The 16,530-nt window shown below is 59.5% G+C and carries 20 protein-coding genes; 11 read left to right on the top strand and 9 right to left on the bottom strand.

All coding sequences use genetic code 11. From position 1 onward, the window contains the following. Nucleotides 1–9: 9 nt before the first annotated feature. On the bottom strand, nucleotides 10–1,158 hold the full coding sequence (locus tag PL640_RS24805) for an ROK family transcriptional regulator (RefSeq protein ID WP_271363827.1): 1,149 nt from the start codon (nucleotides 1,156–1,158) through the stop codon (nucleotides 10–12). A 146-nt stretch (nucleotides 1,159–1,304) separates the two neighbouring features. Between PL640_RS24805 and PL640_RS24800 the strand changes: the two genes are divergently transcribed. The 6 genes from PL640_RS24800 (at nucleotide 1,305) to PL640_RS24775 (ending at nucleotide 7,100) form a co-directional block, all read left to right on the top strand. Then, nucleotides 1,305–2,534: an ABC transporter substrate-binding protein gene (locus PL640_RS24800; RefSeq protein ID WP_271363825.1), complete on the top strand. Its 1,230-nt coding sequence runs from the start codon at nucleotides 1,305–1,307 to the stop codon at nucleotides 2,532–2,534. Between the two features lie 83 nt (nucleotides 2,535–2,617). Continuing rightward, nucleotides 2,618–3,658, top strand: coding sequence for an ABC transporter ATP-binding protein (locus PL640_RS24795; RefSeq protein WP_271363824.1), 1,041 nt, complete (start codon nucleotides 2,618–2,620; stop codon nucleotides 3,656–3,658). After that, nucleotides 3,658–4,512 (top strand): ABC transporter permease, encoded by an 855-nt coding sequence (locus PL640_RS24790; RefSeq protein WP_271363836.1) that lies wholly within the window; start codon nucleotides 3,658–3,660, stop codon nucleotides 4,510–4,512. The genes PL640_RS24795 and PL640_RS24790 overlap by 1 nt, the downstream gene beginning before the upstream one ends. Further along, nucleotides 4,509–5,375: an ABC transporter permease gene (locus PL640_RS24785; RefSeq protein ID WP_405048513.1), complete on the top strand. Its 867-nt coding sequence runs from the start codon at nucleotides 4,509–4,511 to the stop codon at nucleotides 5,373–5,375. The genes PL640_RS24790 and PL640_RS24785 overlap by 4 nt, the downstream gene beginning before the upstream one ends. A 46-nt stretch (nucleotides 5,376–5,421) precedes the next feature. Further along, nucleotides 5,422–6,318: a glycerophosphodiester phosphodiesterase family protein gene (locus PL640_RS24780; RefSeq protein WP_271363822.1), complete on the top strand. Its 897-nt coding sequence runs from the start codon at nucleotides 5,422–5,424 to the stop codon at nucleotides 6,316–6,318. After that, on the top strand, nucleotides 6,315–7,100 hold the full coding sequence (locus PL640_RS24775; protein ID WP_271363821.1) for an inositol monophosphatase family protein: 786 nt from the start codon (nucleotides 6,315–6,317) through the stop codon (nucleotides 7,098–7,100). Before PL640_RS24780 ends, PL640_RS24775 begins: the two co-directional genes overlap by 4 nt. Before the next feature lie 63 nt (nucleotides 7,101–7,163). On the opposite strand, the gene PL640_RS24770 is transcribed toward PL640_RS24775, so the two are convergent. Further along, nucleotides 7,164–7,913: an SDR family oxidoreductase gene (locus tag PL640_RS24770; protein WP_271363820.1), complete on the bottom strand. Its 750-nt coding sequence runs from the start codon at nucleotides 7,911–7,913 to the stop codon at nucleotides 7,164–7,166. Between the two features lie 93 nt (nucleotides 7,914–8,006). On the opposite strand from PL640_RS24770, the gene PL640_RS24765 reads away from it, so the two are divergent. Continuing rightward, a complete protein-coding gene (locus PL640_RS24765) occupies nucleotides 8,007–8,936 on the top strand; it encodes an AraC family transcriptional regulator (protein ID WP_271363819.1) in 930 nt (309 codons plus the stop codon). Between the two features lie 31 nt (nucleotides 8,937–8,967). Here PL640_RS24765 and PL640_RS24760 read toward each other — a convergent pair whose 3' ends face one another. The 4 genes from PL640_RS24760 to PL640_RS24745 all read right to left on the bottom strand — a co-directional run bounded on the left by PL640_RS24760 (nucleotide 8,968) and on the right by PL640_RS24745 (nucleotide 11,188). Then, on the bottom strand, nucleotides 8,968–9,540 hold the full coding sequence (locus PL640_RS24760; protein WP_271363818.1) for a flavin reductase family protein: 573 nt from the start codon (nucleotides 9,538–9,540) through the stop codon (nucleotides 8,968–8,970). 11 nt (nucleotides 9,541–9,551) lie between these two features. Then, a complete protein-coding gene (fdxA, locus tag PL640_RS24755) occupies nucleotides 9,552–9,887 on the bottom strand; it encodes a ferredoxin FdxA (RefSeq protein WP_142841876.1) in 336 nt (111 codons plus the stop codon). A 105-nt stretch (nucleotides 9,888–9,992) separates the two neighbouring features. Next, nucleotides 9,993–10,592, bottom strand: coding sequence for a superoxide dismutase (locus PL640_RS24750; RefSeq protein WP_271363817.1), 600 nt, complete (start codon nucleotides 10,590–10,592; stop codon nucleotides 9,993–9,995). 107 nt (nucleotides 10,593–10,699) lie between these two features. Further along, the gene (locus PL640_RS24745; RefSeq protein ID WP_271363816.1) at nucleotides 10,700–11,188 is read right to left on the bottom strand and encodes a GNAT family N-acetyltransferase; all 489 of its coding nucleotides are present in this window, start codon (nucleotides 11,186–11,188) and stop codon (nucleotides 10,700–10,702) included. A gap of 170 nt (nucleotides 11,189–11,358) precedes the next feature. Between PL640_RS24745 and PL640_RS24740 the strand changes: the two genes are divergently transcribed. Next, nucleotides 11,359–11,718 carry a VOC family protein gene (locus tag PL640_RS24740; RefSeq protein WP_142842081.1) on the top strand — a complete coding sequence of 120 codons (360 nt, stop codon included), beginning with the start codon at nucleotides 11,359–11,361 and terminating at the stop codon, nucleotides 11,716–11,718. A 142-nt stretch (nucleotides 11,719–11,860) separates the two neighbouring features. Here PL640_RS24740 and PL640_RS24735 read toward each other — a convergent pair whose 3' ends face one another. Further along, nucleotides 11,861–12,430: a TetR/AcrR family transcriptional regulator gene (locus tag PL640_RS24735; RefSeq protein WP_271363815.1), complete on the bottom strand. Its 570-nt coding sequence runs from the start codon at nucleotides 12,428–12,430 to the stop codon at nucleotides 11,861–11,863. Nucleotides 12,431–12,476: 46 nt separating this feature from the next. On the opposite strand from PL640_RS24735, the gene PL640_RS24730 reads away from it, so the two are divergent. Continuing rightward, entirely contained in the window at nucleotides 12,477–13,001 is a 525-nt protein-coding gene (locus PL640_RS24730) for a dihydrofolate reductase family protein (RefSeq protein ID WP_271363814.1), read from the top strand. 92 nt (nucleotides 13,002–13,093) lie between these two features. On the opposite strand, the gene PL640_RS24725 is transcribed toward PL640_RS24730, so the two are convergent. Next, nucleotides 13,094–14,134 (bottom strand): aldo/keto reductase, encoded by a 1,041-nt coding sequence (locus tag PL640_RS24725; protein WP_271363835.1) that lies wholly within the window; start codon nucleotides 14,132–14,134, stop codon nucleotides 13,094–13,096. A 186-nt stretch (nucleotides 14,135–14,320) separates the two neighbouring features. Between PL640_RS24725 and PL640_RS24720 the strand changes: the two genes are divergently transcribed. Continuing rightward, on the top strand, nucleotides 14,321–15,226 hold the full coding sequence (locus tag PL640_RS24720; protein ID WP_271363813.1) for a LysR family transcriptional regulator: 906 nt from the start codon (nucleotides 14,321–14,323) through the stop codon (nucleotides 15,224–15,226). An 82-nt stretch (nucleotides 15,227–15,308) separates the two neighbouring features. Here PL640_RS24720 and PL640_RS24715 read toward each other — a convergent pair whose 3' ends face one another. Beyond that, on the bottom strand, nucleotides 15,309–16,094 hold the full coding sequence (locus PL640_RS24715; RefSeq protein WP_271363812.1) for a 2-keto-4-pentenoate hydratase: 786 nt from the start codon (nucleotides 16,092–16,094) through the stop codon (nucleotides 15,309–15,311). Between the two features lie 151 nt (nucleotides 16,095–16,245). On the opposite strand from PL640_RS24715, the gene PL640_RS24710 reads away from it, so the two are divergent. Further along, nucleotides 16,246–16,530, top strand: a 285-nt coding sequence (locus PL640_RS24710) for an AGE family epimerase/isomerase (protein WP_271363811.1), incomplete at its 3' end; no start/stop codon positions are given.

Raw genomic sequence — 16,530 nt, 5'->3', positions numbered from 1 at the left:
ATAATCACCCTACAGGAAGTACCGGACCCTCAGCGGCAATAGCGCGGCGCCGATGGCGGACGGATCGCCGACCGTTTCGCTTAGAACCAGCTTCGCCTCCTTCGGCCCGACACCATAACGGTGTTCGCGCTGGGAAGGCATGTGCGTGCGTTCGATCATCATCTTGCCGAGTGCGCGTGGCAATTGTCCGCCAAAGACGATGGCCTGCGGGTCAAGTACCGCGATCAGGCTTGCAACCAGCCGGTCCACCTGCGGCATGGTTTCGGTCAGCCATTCCTCGACGCCTGGCCACGCCGGATCAAACTGCCGATACAGTGTTTCAATCGAATGGATATCGACGCCGTTTTTCTGCAGGGTGGCGATCAGATATTGCAGCGCCGGCCGCTTGGGCGATTCATCGGGGCTGTATATGCCGCTGAATTCGCCGGCATTGCCGTGAAAGCCGTGAAACGGTTGGCCGCCGAGGATCAGTCCGCCGCCGAAACCGTAGTTGAAGGACAAGTAGGCAAAAGTCTCGCACCATGATCCGACGCCGCGAAGGCTCTCGCCGATCGCCCCCGTGGTGGCATTGTTTTCCAGCCAGACCGGCAGGTGGAATTTCTCCTCAAGGATAGGCTTCAGGTCCATCAGCGACCAGTCGCGCAATGGCTCCGGCGCGTTGAAGGCGCGGTCTTCCGACACGAAGAAACCCGACATGGAAAAACCGAGGCCCAGCAGGCGCTCGCGCGGGATGCCGTGTTCTGCCAGCAGCCTTTCGAGAGCCAGCGACAAGGCCGCAAGCGTCTCTTGCCGGTCCTCCGGAAGCATCTTCAGTTTTTCCTCGACAATCACGTCGCAGCGGAAATCGGCGATGCAGATGATGACGGAGTCGGTGTTGATGGAAATGCCGAGCGAATAGGCTGCCTCCGGCACCAGCTCGATGGTGGGGCTCGGCTGGCCGCGTGTGCCCCTGAGCGGCGCGCCGGTCTGCAGAAGTCCGCGCTCCAGCAGGCCTTCAATCAGCCGGTGCACGGATTGCTGGGTCAGGTTGGTGTGGCCCGTGATCGATGCGCGGGCGATGGGCCCATGGCGGCGCACGATATCCAGAATGAGACGCTCATTCTCGCTGGCAAGCGGCTGGCGATTGAAGGTCTGGTGCGGCATCTGATCTGTTGTCATGGCCTTTGGATAACGGCTGCGCGAAGCGGCGGCAACATGGGGCATTGGTTTGCGACAGCATTTTTTACTGGACTGTCACAAATATTACACTTAGAGTGTATTAATAAAAGGCCGGTCAACAACGGGTCCTCAGGAGGAACCATTCAATGCGCATGAAATTTCTTGCGATCGCCGCGCTTGCGCTGGCGACGACGGTAGCGCCGTGCCTTTCGGCAGACAGCAACATGAAAAACCTCGACTTCGATCTGTCGAAGGTCACGCGCGACAATTTTTACGAGATCGTCGTTCCCGCCGCCAAAGCCGAGGGCGCGGTGACGATGTATAATTTCGCCGGCAGTTTTGCCGATACGTGGAAGGAGTTGATCAGCCGTTTCGAAGCCAAATATGGCATCAAGGTCGCCTATAGCGACGTGAAGGGCGATCAGGCGAACCAGCAGCTCATCGCGGTTCAGGCGGCAGGGCAGGATTCGCCGGTTGATGCTTATTTCGCCGGTGGCGGCAGCTATCCGCTTCTCTCCTCCAAGGGGGTTGTCGGCAATATTGCACTGACGAAAATCCTGCCGAACATGGCCAATTACAATCCGGAAATGGCCGAAACCGTCTTCGGCAAGCCGCATGGCGGCAGCTTTCCGCTGGTGCATCTCAACCAGACCGCAATCGGTTATGACTCTGCCTTCGTGAAGGCCGAGGATGTGCCGAAGAGCTTCGAAGACCTTCTCGTCTGGGCCGAAAAGAACCCCAAGCGGCTTGGCGTCACCCTGCCGGCCAAGGGCGGTTCCGGCGGCGGATTCATCTATTCGGTGGCGCTCAATTATCTCACCGGCGACTGCCGCAAGCAGCTGACCGATTATAACCAGACGCTGCAGCAGGCCGAAGACTGGGCCATGGAGTCCGAGTGCCTTACACCTGTCTGGGACTATTACCGCCGTCTTCTGGCCGTGGCTGAACTGACCAATGGCAATGCCGATACGCTCAACCTCATCAACAACCAGCAGCTTCACATGGGCACCGTCTGGGAAGATCAGGTCATGAGCTTCCTCGGCACCAAGCAATTGCCTGACAGTTTCCGCGTCACGCTTCTGGAAAAAGGGCAGGTCGGCTCTGGGGACGCCATGTTCGTGCCGGCCAACGCAAAGAACGTCGCTTCGGCGCTGCTGCTGATCGATATGGCCATGAGCAAGGAATTCCAGCTCTGGAAGCTGGAAAACAAGGCTTCCCGCTCTCCGCGCACGGATGTCACCAATGATCTGATGCCGAAGGCGGTGCAGGAGCATGTGCTGCCGCAGAGTGTCTATCCGCGCCTGTCACTGCCGGCTTTCTGGGACATGTCGACAGCGCTTGCCGAAGCGCTCGATGAAAAAGTCCTCAACCAGTAACGCCGTCGGGATTGCCGGATCGTGTGCCGCAAGTGGCTGCACGGTCCGGATAGCCTTGGCCAAAAATATGAGGGAGGCTCGTCATGAGTGAACTCGAGATCAGCAATATCAGCAAGGATTACGGCGCCAGCCGGGCGCTTCATCCCGTGTCGATCACCGTGGAACGGGGCGAATTCGTCACTATTCTTGGGCCTTCGGGTTGCGGCAAGTCGACGCTTTTGCGCATCCTCACCGGTATCAGCCGGCCTTCGGGCGGCGAAATCCGGCTGGGTGGCAAGCGCATCGATCAGGCACCACCGGAAGCACGCGATATCGCCATGGTGTTCCAGTCCTATGCGCTTTTCCCGCATATGTCGGTCGCCAAGAATCTCGGCTTCGGGCTGAAGATGAAGAAGGTCGCGAAGGATGAGCGGGTGCGGCGTATCGCCCATGCGCTTGATATCTGCAATCTCACCGGGCTGGTGGATCGCATGCCCCGGCAACTGTCCGGCGGCCAGCAGCAGCGTGTGGCGCTGGCGCGCGCCATTGTCATGCAGCCGAGCCTGCTTCTGTTCGACGAGCCACTTTCCAATCTCGATGCCAAACTTCGCGATACGCTGCGCCATGAGCTGACCGAGCTTCACCGCCGCATCGGCGCGACAAGCCTTTATGTGACACATGATCAAGCCGAAGCCATGGCGATGTCGGACCGGATCGTCGTCATGAATGCCGGCCGGGTGGTCGAGATCGGCACGCCGCTCGAGCTTTATCGTGCGCCGAAACACGCCTTTACCGCCGGCTTCCTAGGCCAGACCAATCTTTTGCCGGTCTCCGCTGAGGGCCAGCAGGCGCAATTGCCCTGGGGCCAGTTCGTGACGCTTGACCGGGTTGCCGCCGGCAATGTCCAGATTTCCGTTCGTCCGGAAAATATCCATATCAATGCCGATCAGGCCGGTGAGGGCACGGTTTCCGCCGTTTCTTTCATGGGCGCCAATGCACTCTACACGGTCGAGATCGGCGGCCGTCAGATCCGGATCAGCCAGTCCGGTGCGGAAACTCTGATCGATGTCGGGCAAAGGGTCGCCCTGCAGTTTCCCGGCTCGGTCCATCTTCTCGATGACAGGATGGCGGGGGAGGCGGCATGATGGCCTGGCTCCTTCGAAACAGGCGCGCCCAGCTTCTATTCCTGCTTTTGCCGGGTGTCGGGTATCTTCTGGTCTTCTTCGGCGGGCCGCTGCTGTCGGCGCTGATCGGCAGTTTCAGGCAGGAGGATGGCAGCTTCACGCTGATGTTCTACCAGCGGATTTTCACCCGCGCGTCGATGATCCGTGGGCTCACGACCTCCATCTATTACGGCGTCATGCCTGTCATCGTCTCGCTTGCGGCCTCGGTGCCGCTGGCGCTTCTGATCCGCAAGAGCTTTCTCGGTCGAAAACTGTTCAGCGGCCTTTATAAGCTACCGATGGCGGTGCCGGGCATCATCGTCGGCCTGATGGTGATCGTCGTTTTCGAAAGGGGTGGGTTCCTCGACCGGCTGGTCGCGCCGCTCGGGATCGAACTGCCCAAGCTCGTGCGCGACGACTGGGGCATCGGCGTCATTCTCGCCAGCGTCTGGAAACAGATACCCTTCATGACGCTGATCATCACCAGCGCCTTTGCGGCCATTCCCGAGGATATACGTTATGCCTCGCGCACGCTTGGCGCTTCGCGGCTGAAGACATTTTTCTTCGTGGAAGTACCGCTCGCCATGCCCGGCATCACCGCCGCCATTCTTCTGACCTTCATCGGCTCCATGGGCTCCTATGCCATTCCCGATATCGTCGGCCCGCCGACGGCCCGGCCGCTTTCGGTGCTGATGATCCAGGAGTTCAATCAGGGCCGTTTTAATCAGGTCTATGCCATGGGCATGGTGCTGAGCCTCTTCGCGGTCTCCGTCCTCATTCTCTATTATTCGCTGACATCCCGCATCGGCCCCGGCCAAACCCGCGGAGACGCATGATGAGCGCTATCACCATTGAACCTACCCTCACTCCCCGTCGCCGTGCCTTTACGCCGGAGGACAGGATTTTCGTCTCCATCGGGCTTTATGGCGCGCTGACGCTCGCCATTGCCGTGCCGCTGGCTCTGATGTTCCTCTGGAGCATTGCCGACGGCTGGTCGCCGCCGCTTGTCGTGCCGGAGCATTACACCACGGCGCGCTGGGCGGGCATTCTCGGCGATGCAAGCCTCATCCGCGCCGCGATCAACAGTATCCTCATCGCTGTCGTCGTCACCTTCCTGACGGCGGCCATCGCGTTGCCCACGGCCTGGGCCATGGCGCGTTTTCCCTTCCGGCTGAAACGGCTGGTGGAGATTTTCATTCTGGCGCCGATCATCATTCCGGGGCTCGTCGTCGCCGTGGGCATCGGGCAGGTGTTTCTCCTGTTCGGTCTCGCTTATTCGGTAACGGGGGTCATTCTCGTGCAGATCGTCGGCACCCTGCCGCTGATGATCCGCCTGATGACGGCGGCGCTGGAGACCATTCCAGACGATCTCATCCATGCGGCCCGCTCGCTTGGTGCGGGAACGGTCGGCATCGTCCTCCACATCATATTGCCGCTTGCGGTGCCTGGCCTTCTCGCCGGCGGGCTGATGTCCTTCATCGGCAGCTTCGAGGAATTCGACAAGTCCTTCATCGTCGGCGCGCCCGTTGTCGAGACCCTGCCGATCAAGCTTTACATGTATCTCGATCCCTATTCGATGCAGCTGCCGCTCGCCTCCATCGTCTCCTTCATCCTGCTTCTTCCCGCACTCGTCGTCTTCATCATCGCCGGCCGCATCCTGCGCGACGATCTGATGGCGGCGGGCATGGGGAAAATCTGATCCGGGCGCTCAAACCCGGTAATTGCAACGTCCGAAAGTGAAAACCATGCACCAAACCCTTGCAGCCTCCCGTAAGACCTCCAATCCCTGCAATGTCCTCACGCTCTGCTCGCGCGACAATCCGGCCATCCTGACCATCGCCCATCGCGGCTTCTGGACCGCCACCGCCGAAAACTCGCTCGCCTCCGTCCGCGCCGCGGTTGCGGCCGGCGTGGAGATGATCGAGATAGACACGCAGGCGACGGCCGATGGCCGGCTGGTCGTCATTCATGACGAAACGCTCGACCGCACCACGACGGGCAAGGGCACCGTGAGCGCGCTGCCTTTCGAGGTGGTCCGCGCAGCGAAGCTGAAGGCCGGCGCGGGCGGCGATGCGGCTGGCGTGACCGATGAATGCGTGCCGACGCTGGAAGAACTGCTGGAAGAGGCGCGTGGCAAGATCACCGTCAATATCGACACCAAATTCACCCGCGATCTGCCACAGGTCATGGAAACCGTGCTGCGGCTCGGCGTCGAGGATCAGGTGCTGGTGAAAACCGATATCGATCCTGAGGCCGGCCATTTCGAAGTGCTGGAAACCGGCTGGTTCGGCAAAATCCCGCATATGCCGATGTTCCCGGTGAGAAAGGGCAGGTTTGCCGAGGACCTGCGCCGGATCGAAGCCTTGAAGGCACCGATGATCGAAGTGAAATTTACCGATATTGCCGATCTGGCCGAGGGCCGTGCCGAGATGGAGCGCCAGAATATCCGCCTCTGGATCAACTCGCTCGACGTATCCCATTGCCTTGATTTCAACGATACCCGCGCGCTTTCAAATCCCGAAGCCGTCTGGGGTGCTCTTGCCGGGGCTGGTGTCGGCGCGATCCAGACCGATGAAGTCGAAGCCTTCACCAACTGGCTGAAGGCGGGCGCCGGTGAGACGGGCAGGGCGTGGACACGATGAACGAGCGTCTCGAACGCGCCGTCGCCATCATCGAGGAAGCGATGGGCCTTGCCCTTCGCTTTTTCGAGGCCCGCGACGCCATCGCCGCCCGGACGAAGGGTTTTCAGGATTTCGTCTCGGAAGCCGATACCACGGTCGAAAGGTTGATCCGCGACCGTCTGGCGGCGGCTTTTCCCGGCGAAACCGTGCTGGGGGAAGAAATGGGCGGTGTTGCCGATGACGCCTATTGGATTATCGATCCCATCGATGGCACCGCCAATTTCCTGCGCGGTTCGCCGCTCTGGGGTATCTCCCTCGGCTTCGTGCGCAACGACCGGCCGGAACTCGGCGTCGTCGCCATGCCCGTCTTCAAGGACATTTATGCGGCGGCGGATGGAGCCGGGCTGATGCTGAATGGCAAGCCGCTTGCCCGCCATGTGCCCTTCGAGGATGTGCAGGTCATGTCGCTTGGCGACAGCGCCGCTGCCGATGCGGAAGAGGTGGCGGCCCTCAACATCGGGCTTCGGCATGCGGGCTGGGTGGCGGAATCCATCCGCTCGACATCGATCGGCCTTGCCTTCGCCGCGCGCGGCATCTTCGACGGCCATCTGCAGAAGCTGACGACCATGTGGGATATCGCCGGCGGCGTCGTACTTGCAAGAGAAGCGGGCCTGGACGTCCGTATCGGAACACGCCCCGGCAGCGGTATCCCCTGGGTCGCAGCCGCGACACCGGCGCTGATGGCGGTGACGGAAGGGCTCTGGCCGGAGATCAGGGGAAAAGTGCCGGCGGAGCCCGCGTGAATCTTCTGAAAAGCAGAAGCCGGGTGCTCTTCAGACACTCGGCATCCTGCTGCTTTCTGAAGGTCAGTGTTTGCGGGCGAGAGCGACGGCATCCGCGCCGGCTGGAAAGTGGAGTTGTCCCGAGTTGTCATGCACCGCGCTCCAAACCGCTTCGCCGACATCACTTTCATGGGTGGTCAAAGCCGGTTGGGCGAAAGTTTCGAGAATTGGCCCTGCGAAGCCCATGTAATCTTCGGGAAGCAGCTGCTCAAGCGGCAGAATGGCGTTGTTCGTGAAGCTGGTTGTCGGGGCATAACCCGGCTCGACCAGCTTCACGCCAATGTTGAAATGCGCCAGTTCATGCGTGAGCGAACCGGTAAATCCCTCAATAGCCTGCTTGCTGGCGGTATAGGCGGCGGCAAGCGGGAAAGAAGCAAGCGTAACACTGGACGTGACGTTGATGATCATGCCGGACTGGCGTTTTCTCATCTGCGGGATGACCGCCTGTGTCATGGCCATCACACCGAAGCTGTTGGTGTCGAAGATCGTGCGCACCGCCGACATCGGTGTAGCCTCAAAGGCACCGACCATACCGATGCCGGCATTATTCACCAATACGTCAATCGGGCCGGCCGCATCGATCGCTGCCGCAATGCTATCCTCGTCTGTCACATCCAGTGACAGCACGCGCAACCGGCCGGTATCGTCAGCAAAGCGGGCAGCGTTTGGACGCCGCATGGTGGCGATGACGTTCCAGCCGCGTGCGAGGAACAGTTCGGCAATCGCTTTGCCATAACCCGACGACGTGCCGGTGATGAGGATGGTGTTGGTCATGGTAGATCTCCGTTGTTGATGTGCAGGAGATAGACGGGCTGAACTGGATGATATATGCTCAAATGTCTATTATTTGTTATTGATCGTCCAAACATGGATCCTCTCAGCGATATCGTCGACCTTTTGCGACCCAGCGCCGCCGTCTCGAAGCCGATTTCCGGCAAGGGCAGATGGGGAGTGCGCTATCGTCCGCATGATGCGCCGGGTTTCGCGCTCGTCCTTGCAGGTGCGGCATGGGTGATGATGGAAGGCCGGGCTCCTCTCAGGTTGATATGCGGAGATTTCCTGCTTCTGCCCACAACGCCGGCTTTTTCGCTTTGTAGCGAGACCGATGTCGAATGTGTTCCCGTCGAACCGCAGGATCGGGCTGTCCGTCATGGCGAACAGGAGGGGGCGCCCGATTTTGTCGCGCTGGGCGGAAGCTTCAGGTTCGAACGCATCAATGCTTCACTTCTGCTGTCACTGATGCCCGAAATGATCTACGTGCCGGCAGAGGAGAAAGGCGCATCCCGGCTGGCGCGGCTGATCGAGCTACTGTCAGAGGAGTGCGCCGGCGAGGATCCGGGCAAGGAGCTGATCATCCGGCGCATGCTGGAAGTCCTTCTGGTGGAAGCGCTGCGCCGGCCGGGAGCGGGCAATGCGGCAATTCCCACGGGATTGGTAAAGGCAATGCGTTTACCCGGCCTTGCCCGTGCATTATCGGCCATGCATGAAGATGTTCGTGTGGGCTGGACGGTTGCGGAACTGGCGGGAATCGCCGGCATGTCGCGTTCGGCTTTTTCCGCGCGTTTCGTTGAAATGGTGGGCTGCGCGCCGATCGAATATCTCGCCCGGTGGCGGATGGCGCTTGCCAGGGATGCGCTCATGAGCGGGGTAAAATCGCTCGACCGCATTGCCGATGAAATCGGCTATGAATCCTCCAGCGCATTCAGCACCGCGTTCCGCCGGAGAATGGGCGTTGCTCCAGGAAGCTTTGCCCGGGCAAACAATGACGATCATCCCCATTCCGCGGCTTTTCTCTAGCTATTGCCCTCATGGTAGCGCCTGAAACTCTTTAGGAGTTGGCTCCGTGTTCCTCCTTGACGGTATAGCCGCGTTCGCTCCAGAGCAGGGCCTTGCGTAGCGGGTCAGATGTCGCTTCGATGATGGCCCCGACAAACAGGATATGGTCGGCGGCATCGATGGAGCCGACGAGTTCGCAATCCAGGGATAGCAGCGCGCCGGCAAGCTTCGGGTTTCCCGAAGGCCAGAGACCCCAGTCGCCGACGGAAAATCGGTCCGGCAAGTTGCCTTTTCCGGCAAATACGTCGGCAATTTCCTCCTGTCCTTGGGCAAGTGCTGCGACGGAGAAGCGTCGGCTTGCGGCGACGAGATCAACCATGCGGCTGCTGGCATCGATGGAGATCATCAGATACGGGGGCTCGGCGCTGAGCGGCATGAAGGAGGTGATCGTTCGTCCGACCCTTTCTCCGGCATGGGAGGCCGTGGCCAAAGCCACGGTAAAGGCAAGGGCGGCCATCGCGTCCTTGAATTCGCGGGGGGATATCGTCGGTGAAACGGTGCCTTTGAGCGGAATATGCGTATGGCTTATCACGCTGCCATCGATCAGCCTGAGATTATGAGACATGCAGTGCCGGGCTAACCGCCCGCTCCCGGGTTCTTGGAAAAAATGGAAAACTTGGCTGCGGCGCCATTCATGACGTCGGCATTATCAGGTGACTGCCTTTTCTGGTGTACGCGCGGCCAGATGCCCGAATAGTGGCGATTGAGGTCGAGCCAGACATGCAGCCCGGCTTCGGTATCCGGCCGGATTGCTGCCGCAGGACATTCGCGCTCGCAGATGCCGCAATCGATACATTGGTCGGGATGAATAACGAGCATGTTCTCGCCTTCGTAGAAACATTCGACCGGGCAGACTTCCACGCAGTCCATGTATTTGCAGGCGATGCAGTTTTCGGTGACGACATAGGGCATTGAAACGCTCGAATGAAGTTGCAGCCGGACGGCGGCTGTCCGGCTGCGCCTGACCCGGCCAGCCGCACGAGGGCAGCGGCAGAGGCCGGATCGGTGGGGCTCAGATCAGAGGCGGGCGGCCACGGCCTGCCAGTTCACGAGATTGTCGAGGAAGTTCTCGATATAGGCCGGGCGCTTGTTGCGGAAATCGATATAGTAGCTGTGCTCCCACACATCGCAGCCGAGAAGCGCCTTCTGGCCGAAGCACAGCGGATTGACGCCGTTTTCGGTGCGGGTGATTTTCAGCGTGCCGTCGGTATCCACCACCAACCATGCCCAGCCCGAGCCGAACTGTGATACACCGGCGAGGGCGAAATTCTGCTTGAACAGCGATACCGAGCCGAAGGATTGCGTCAGCGCATCCTCAAGCGTCTTAGGGATGGGGTGATTTCCCGGTCCCATGATCTCCCAGAAGAGATTGTGGTTCCAGTGCTGGGAGGCATTGTTGAAGATGCCGGACTGGGCGATTGCGCCCTTCTCATAGGTGCCCCGGACGATGTCCTCGAGGTTGCTTTTCTCCCATGCGGTGCCTGATATCGCCTTGTTGAGATTATCGACATAGGCCTTGTGGTGAAGATTGTGATGAAACTTCAGCGTCTCTTCGGACATGCCCGAGGCAGCGAGCGCATCATGGGCATAGGGGAGGTCGGGAAGCTGGAAAGCCATGGGGTATCCTTTGTCAACTGTTCGCTCAAGAGCATGAAATGAGCCTTGCGGAAACAAGGTGACAATACTTCTAGGAGCTCAACCATGGTTGAGGTCAAGAGGTTTTTTCATCGGGAGGGGAGGGCGTGTTCACTCACGTCTGGCACGTCAAACTCAAACCTCGGTATCATCCTTCCCGGGATCGATCCTGAGGGAACCACGCACGTCTCTTTGGCACCCATGCGCTTATAGAACGAGGCAGCACCGGGATCGGATTCAATGAGAAGGGTCCGCCTGCGATGATCCCGGCAGATCGAAATCGCCCACTGGAAGAGAGCTCGCCCTGTGCCCAGCCCCTGCAACCTCGGTTCGACGAAAAGAGCTTCGAGCTCGGCGGCGCTGCTTTCTTTAAGGGATAGCTGGGCGACGCCCGCGAGCTCCCCTTCGGCAATTGCGACCTGAAAAAATGACTCGCGCATTTTCCAGGGCGTGATCGTAAGTTCTGAGCGACAGGCACGCAGGAATTCCTCATCATAACCCCACACGGCCTTCGATCGCAGGCAAAGTTCTGTCAGCGCGTCTGCTTCCGCAAACGATGCCGCTCTAAGCGTCAGCATCTCATCTCTCCGGGGTGGGTATGTCTATCTCTGTCGTAAGCGATCGATATCATGGCCGCCTGCCGCTCTCCAGCCGTTACAACTTCGGGCTGGTGTTGACGTGGCTCTGCTTGATATTTTGGGCGGTGGTGCACATCATCGCCTCCATTCTTGCGAAGCGGGAGAAATTCATGGCGAGAGCCGTTGGAATTGGTGGCGTTTTTTTCAGGGCCGGGGATCCCGCGGGCCTCGCCGAATGGTATCAGAAACATCTCGGCATAGACAATCTGCACATATCCGTATGGCAGCAGGAGGCCGGAATGACCATCTTCGGGCCTTTCGCTAGGGATAGCGATTATTTCGGCCGTGATGAACAACAGTGGATGATCAATTTCCGGGTCGATGATCTCGATGGTCTTATCGCGAAGCTTACCGCAGAGGGTGTCAAGGTTGAGACCCGGGCGGAGTGGGATTCGGAAGTCGGCCGTTTTGCCCGGATACACGATCCGGAAGGCAACCCAGTGGAATTATGGGAGCCTGCGGCGACCTGATGGCGATTTACCTGTCGCTAGCCGGGTTGTGGAGCAATTGTGGAGGCGAGAAAACAATCATCTGGTTGAAAATGTCTTGGCGCGCTGAAATACGTGCCTTCGGCGCAGAGCCCGCAAAAATCCAGAACAGCGCGATTTCTGACTAGCGCTCTGCCTGCTTCACCATCTCAACCCATTCCTCCAGTGCTTTGCGGATGGCCGAGCCCGCATCTTCACCACGGGTGAACGCCCACCAGGTGTGGGCCCCTTGCCAGACGGCCGCCATCTGCCAGCCGAGCCTTTCGGCGTTTCTGTCGTCGTCCGTGATCCGGCGTCCGAGCGCACGGGCAAGTGTTTTGCCCCAAAGTGCTCCTCGCGCTCGCAAGGATGGATTGCGAATATCTTCTCTCAGCAGCAGCAATCCATCACTTGCATTCTGCTCCGCGGCATCGCTGGGCATGAGCCGCAAGAGCAGGGATATGGCACCTTCAGGCGTCAGGGGTTCCTCGGCGTCGGCCGCGGCCGTTTCGGCCTGCAACCTGTCCCAGGCGCGCAGAAGTACGGCTTCCACAAGGTCTTCGCGTTTGCCGTATCGCTGCACCAGCGTTGCAGCGGACAGGCCGCAGGCCTTTGCGGCTGCGGCAAAGGTCATACCATCTGGCCCGGTTTGCAACATGAGGGGCAGCAGCGCATCCAGCGCCTTCTCATCGGAAATCAGCTTGTGTCTAGGCATGGCCTATATATAAACGTATATTCATTTATAAATCAAGGAGAGCAATATGGCTGTTATCCGTGGATACATCGCGGCGAGTTTGGATGGCTTGATCGTCTCGGGAGACGGCTCCCTCGACTGGCTCTTCAAATATGACGACATGGACCTCGGCGAGCATGATTACCGACTGTTCCTGAAGGGGATCAGGACCGTGGTCATGGGACGGGCGACTTATGACTTTATCGCCGGCGAGGATTCACCGTGGGCTTATGGAGACCAGCGTGTCATCGTTGTCACGTCGCGCCCGATTGAACGACCGAAAGGACCGCTGGAAATCTACGCCGACGTAGATGCGCTGATCGCGGAATTACGCGCGCTCGAGGACGGCGATGTCTGGATGCTGGGCGGCGGCCGGTTGCAGATGGCCTTTATGGAGCGTGGTGCGCTGGATGAGATCGAGATTTACGTTATCCCCGAGATACTTGGCTCGGGCCAGCCTCTCTTTCCTCTCACCGGTTATCGCGCGAGTCCTCGTCTGCTCAGCGCCAAGCCGATTGAGAAAGGCTGTGTGCGATTGCATTACCGCTTTTGATCGGACCTCACGGCTGCACGGCTGACGACATTCCCTCGTTTTCCGGCGACTGGAGCTACGCACAGCGCCCCAGGCCGCCAGCCTTTAAAAGTCTAGCCGCTGACCGTCGGTGGATTGAGCCGGGCAAAGCCCTCCTGCCGCTGATACGGGAAATGCGGATAGGGTGCGGTTGTCTCGCTGGCCTCGTCCAGCCGCACCACCTGTGCTGATGTCAGCTCCCATCCCACGGCGTCGAGGTTCTGGCGAAGCTGTTCCTCATTGCGTGCGCCAATGATCACTGTGGAAACCGTGGGTTTCCTGAGCAGCCAGTTGAGAGCGATCTGCGGTACCGTCCTGCCGGTTTCTGCCGCGACAGCGTCGAGCGCATCGATTACGCGGTAGAGATGTTCATCATCCACCGGCGGACCGAAGCTCGCTGTCTCATGCAGGCGGCTACCTTCTGGCAGCGGCGTGCCGCGGTGGATTTTTCCGGTCAATCGGCCCCAGCCAAGTGGGCTCCAGACCATAGCGCCAAGGCCCTGATCCGCGCCGAGCGGCATCAGGTCCCATTCATAGTCCCGGCCAACAAGGGAATAATAGACCTGATTGACCACGTAACGCGGCCAACCATATCGGTCAGCGACCGCCAGTGATTTCATGATCTGCCAGCCCGAAAAATTCGAGACGCCCGTATATCTGATCTTGCCGGACCGGACGAGCGTATCGAGCGTCGACAGCACCTCCTCCACCGGTGTGAAAGCATCGAAGGCGTGGAGCTGGAGAATATCGATATGGTCGGTCTGCAGCCGCCGCAGCGCGTCTTCCACTGCGCGTATCAGCCGGAAGCGGGAGGAACCGGCGTCATTCGGCCCTTCGCCCATCGGCAGGCTGGTCTTGGTTGAAATCAGAACGCTGTCGCGCCTTCCCTTAATCGCTTCGCCCAGCACCTCCTCCGATGCGCCGTTGGAATAGACATCGGCCGTGTCGAACAGATTGACGCCGGCCTCCAGGCAAATGTCAACCAGGCGGCGAGCTTCTCGAGCGTCCTGATTGCCCCAGTTGCTGAAGAGCGGCCCGGACCCGCCGAAGGTTCCTGTGCCGAAACTCAGGACCGGCACTTTCAGGCCGGATTTGCCGAGATAGCGATATTCCATGGGGTATTCCTTTGTTGCTGCGACATGGTTGCGGGCGAGGCGTCTGGTGGCCCCATGCTCTGCCCATCCCGCCGTGATCTGGCAGACGAGGATTGCGGTGTGTTTCAATCGCTGTCTAAAGATAGACGCTCACCCTTCAATGAAATAGAATGCCGAAAATAATATCACTTGTGAGATGAAGTCATCATGGCGCGACTTGAGATCAACCGGGCAGGGGAGATGGAGATCTTCGTGCGGGTCGTCGAGCTCGGCGGTTTTTCCCGAGCGGCGGCGGCGGCAAACATGACGCCTTCGGCGGTGAGCAAGCTGATCGCCCGGCTGGAAACGCGGCTCGGGGCACGCCTGCTAAACCGTTCCACCCGGCAGCTGCAGATAACGCCGGAGGGTTGTGCTTTTTATGAGCGTGCCACGCGCATCCTTGCCGATCTCGAAGAGGCAGAACGCGCCGCGGGGGAGGGCGAACAGCCTATCGGCCGCGTTCGGATCAACACCAGTGCTTCTTATGCCACGCATATTCTTGCACCCGTCCTGCCACGGTTTCTGGCGCTTCATCCGGGCATCACACTCGACATTGTCCAGACGGATCTGGTGGTTGATCTTCTTGCCGAGCGCATGGACATCGCCATTCGCGCCGGGCCACTGAAAAGCTCAAGCCTCGTTGCTAGAAAACTCGGTGAGACAAGGATGGTCATCGCTGCCGCGCCGGATTATCTGGAGCGCTGCGGCGTGCCGCAGACCATCGCCGATCTCGAGGACCACAATCGTCTCGGATTTGGCTATGCCCGGTCAGTCGATGGGTGGCCGTTGCGAGCCGACGGCAAGACCGTCATCATCCCTGCAACGGGGCGCGTACAGGTCAGCGATGGCGAGGGCCTTCGCCGCCTTGCTCTTGCCGGTGTCGGCCTGGTTCGTCTTGCGGTTTTCACCGTTCGGGAGGACATCGCCGCCGGCCGGCTGATATCGGTCCTCGATGATTTTGATACGGGTGAGATGGAGATGTTTCATGCGGTTTATGTCGGCCAGCGCGGACCACTTCCCTCACGCATTCGGGCGCTGCTCGATTTTCTGGGCGAATATGGGCGGGTGAAGTGATCATCCGGCGATATCGGAAAGCGCGACCGAGATGAAGACCGCAGGCGGCCACGGAAAACCGGACATCCGGATGGTGGTGCGCCTATGGTTTCGGACCGGACAAGGTGAAAGCACCAACCGATTTCAGCGTTATGTGTATCTCTTGGGCAAGTGTGTTTGGTATCACACCGCAGAGACTGCCCGTTGTTATGACATTGCCTGCTTTGAGCATGTCGCCTTTGTTGAATGCCGCGTTCGCAAAGGCGACCAGCGGCGCAAGCGGATCACCATTCGGGTGTTTTACCGTGGCATCGAACAGCTGTACCGAACCTTCCGTCACAGTTAGTTGCGGCAGGTCTGTTTCGTTTCCGGCAAAGACTTCCAGAACGCCGGTATCCATTTCCGGACCGACGACGAAGCCGTGGTTGGCAAGGCGGTCGGCCAGAAACAACGGAAAGGGCACCTGATTTTTCTCAGCCAGCCGGTAGCGAAGGAGTTCAACCCCCAGATGGACCTTGCCGATGTGCCGCATGAGGTCGCCTCTGGTGAACGGCACCGTGCCGCGGGCTGGTATATCGGAGGAAAGGGTGAAGCAGATCTCCACCTCGATGCCTTCAGTTCCCGCTTCCGGAAAAGAGGCGATATTGTTGTTTTCGACCCGGAAACAATCCAGTATCGGTGCGCCAACCGCCTCACCATCCGGGCGGATCGCCAGTTTCCAACCCGCAATGGTTTTTTCTGATGCTTCGACGAAAGCGCGCTGAACCGCCATCGCTTTTTCGAAATTGTCGGGAAGGACGCCATCCGCCTCCAGCGTCGCCAGAGGGATTTTTGTACCTTGCTTGCTCGCTTTAACGAAGCGCTGGGCCAGCTTTTCAATTGTTCTCATACCGGTATATGTCCCCGCCGCTTATATCGCAAAAGTAGTCATGATTTTCATGGTGGTAGATACTGCCTCGAAATGTCAGTTGATGTCTTTGTTTTCAAGCTTTCTTGGCGTATGGAACCTCCAAATACGCTATAGAGTAGAGAGTTAACTGATGACAGTGCAATTTCCGAGTGCCGCCCAGGTGCTTGCCGAAGAGATCGGAACATTACGGAAATGGCTGGATGAGGATGCCCTGCCCCTGTGGTGGGAGGCGGGTTCGGCCCGCCCGGATGGCGGCTTTTACGAGCGCCTCGGCCAGGATGCCAAACCGGTTTTTTCCGATGATCGTCGCGCCCGTGTGCAGCCGCGTCAGGCCTATTGTTTCGCCGCCGCCGGCCAGCACGGCTGGCAGGGGCCCTGGAAAGAGGCGCTCCTGCATGGCCTCAGCTGGTTCGAA

Origin of the sequence: Agrobacterium sp. ST15.16.024 (assembly GCF_027956545.1) — a bacterium.
Taxonomy (GTDB): Bacteria; Pseudomonadota; Alphaproteobacteria; order Rhizobiales; family Rhizobiaceae; genus Agrobacterium; species Agrobacterium cucumeris.
Note: the sequence above shows the minus strand (reverse complement) of the source record. Positions and strands in the feature narration are given on the sequence as shown.

What these genes read in the sequence shown, in the direction of transcription:
- PL640_RS24735 (WP_271363815.1), bottom strand. Translation starts at nt 12,430, where the DNA reads ATGCCTAGACACAAGCTGATTTCCGATGAGAAGGCGCTGGATGCGCTG.
- fdxA (WP_142841876.1), bottom strand. Translation starts at nt 9,887, where the DNA reads ATGCCCTATGTCGTCACCGAAAACTGCATCGCCTGCAAATACATGGAC.
- PL640_RS24780 (WP_271363822.1), top strand. Translation starts at nt 5,422, where the DNA reads ATGCACCAAACCCTTGCAGCCTCCCGTAAGACCTCCAATCCCTGCAAT.
- PL640_RS24765 (WP_271363819.1), top strand. Translation starts at nt 8,007, where the DNA reads ATGGATCCTCTCAGCGATATCGTCGACCTTTTGCGACCCAGCGCCGCC.
- PL640_RS24775 (WP_271363821.1), top strand. Translation starts at nt 6,315, where the DNA reads ATGAACGAGCGTCTCGAACGCGCCGTCGCCATCATCGAGGAAGCGATG.
- PL640_RS24725 (WP_271363835.1), bottom strand. Translation starts at nt 14,134, where the DNA reads ATGGAATATCGCTATCTCGGCAAATCCGGCCTGAAAGTGCCGGTCCTG.
- PL640_RS24770 (WP_271363820.1), bottom strand. Translation starts at nt 7,913, where the DNA reads ATGACCAACACCATCCTCATCACCGGCACGTCGTCGGGTTATGGCAAA.
- PL640_RS24795 (WP_271363824.1), top strand. Translation starts at nt 2,618, where the DNA reads ATGAGTGAACTCGAGATCAGCAATATCAGCAAGGATTACGGCGCCAGC.
- PL640_RS24785 (WP_405048513.1), top strand. Translation starts at nt 4,509, where the DNA reads ATGATGAGCGCTATCACCATTGAACCTACCCTCACTCCCCGTCGCCGT.
- PL640_RS24790 (WP_271363836.1), top strand. Translation starts at nt 3,658, where the DNA reads ATGGCCTGGCTCCTTCGAAACAGGCGCGCCCAGCTTCTATTCCTGCTT.
- PL640_RS24715 (WP_271363812.1), bottom strand. Translation starts at nt 16,094, where the DNA reads ATGAGAACAATTGAAAAGCTGGCCCAGCGCTTCGTTAAAGCGAGCAAG.
- PL640_RS24805 (WP_271363827.1), bottom strand. Translation starts at nt 1,158, where the DNA reads ATGACAACAGATCAGATGCCGCACCAGACCTTCAATCGCCAGCCGCTT.
- PL640_RS24740 (WP_142842081.1), top strand. Translation starts at nt 11,359, where the DNA reads ATGGCGAGAGCCGTTGGAATTGGTGGCGTTTTTTTCAGGGCCGGGGAT.
- PL640_RS24745 (WP_271363816.1), bottom strand. Translation starts at nt 11,188, where the DNA reads ATGCTGACGCTTAGAGCGGCATCGTTTGCGGAAGCAGACGCGCTGACA.
- PL640_RS24730 (WP_271363814.1), top strand. Translation starts at nt 12,477, where the DNA reads ATGGCTGTTATCCGTGGATACATCGCGGCGAGTTTGGATGGCTTGATC.
- PL640_RS24720 (WP_271363813.1), top strand. Translation starts at nt 14,321, where the DNA reads ATGGCGCGACTTGAGATCAACCGGGCAGGGGAGATGGAGATCTTCGTG.
- PL640_RS24800 (WP_271363825.1), top strand. Translation starts at nt 1,305, where the DNA reads ATGCGCATGAAATTTCTTGCGATCGCCGCGCTTGCGCTGGCGACGACG.
- PL640_RS24750 (WP_271363817.1), bottom strand. Translation starts at nt 10,592, where the DNA reads ATGGCTTTCCAGCTTCCCGACCTCCCCTATGCCCATGATGCGCTCGCT.
- PL640_RS24760 (WP_271363818.1), bottom strand. Translation starts at nt 9,540, where the DNA reads ATGTCTCATAATCTCAGGCTGATCGATGGCAGCGTGATAAGCCATACG.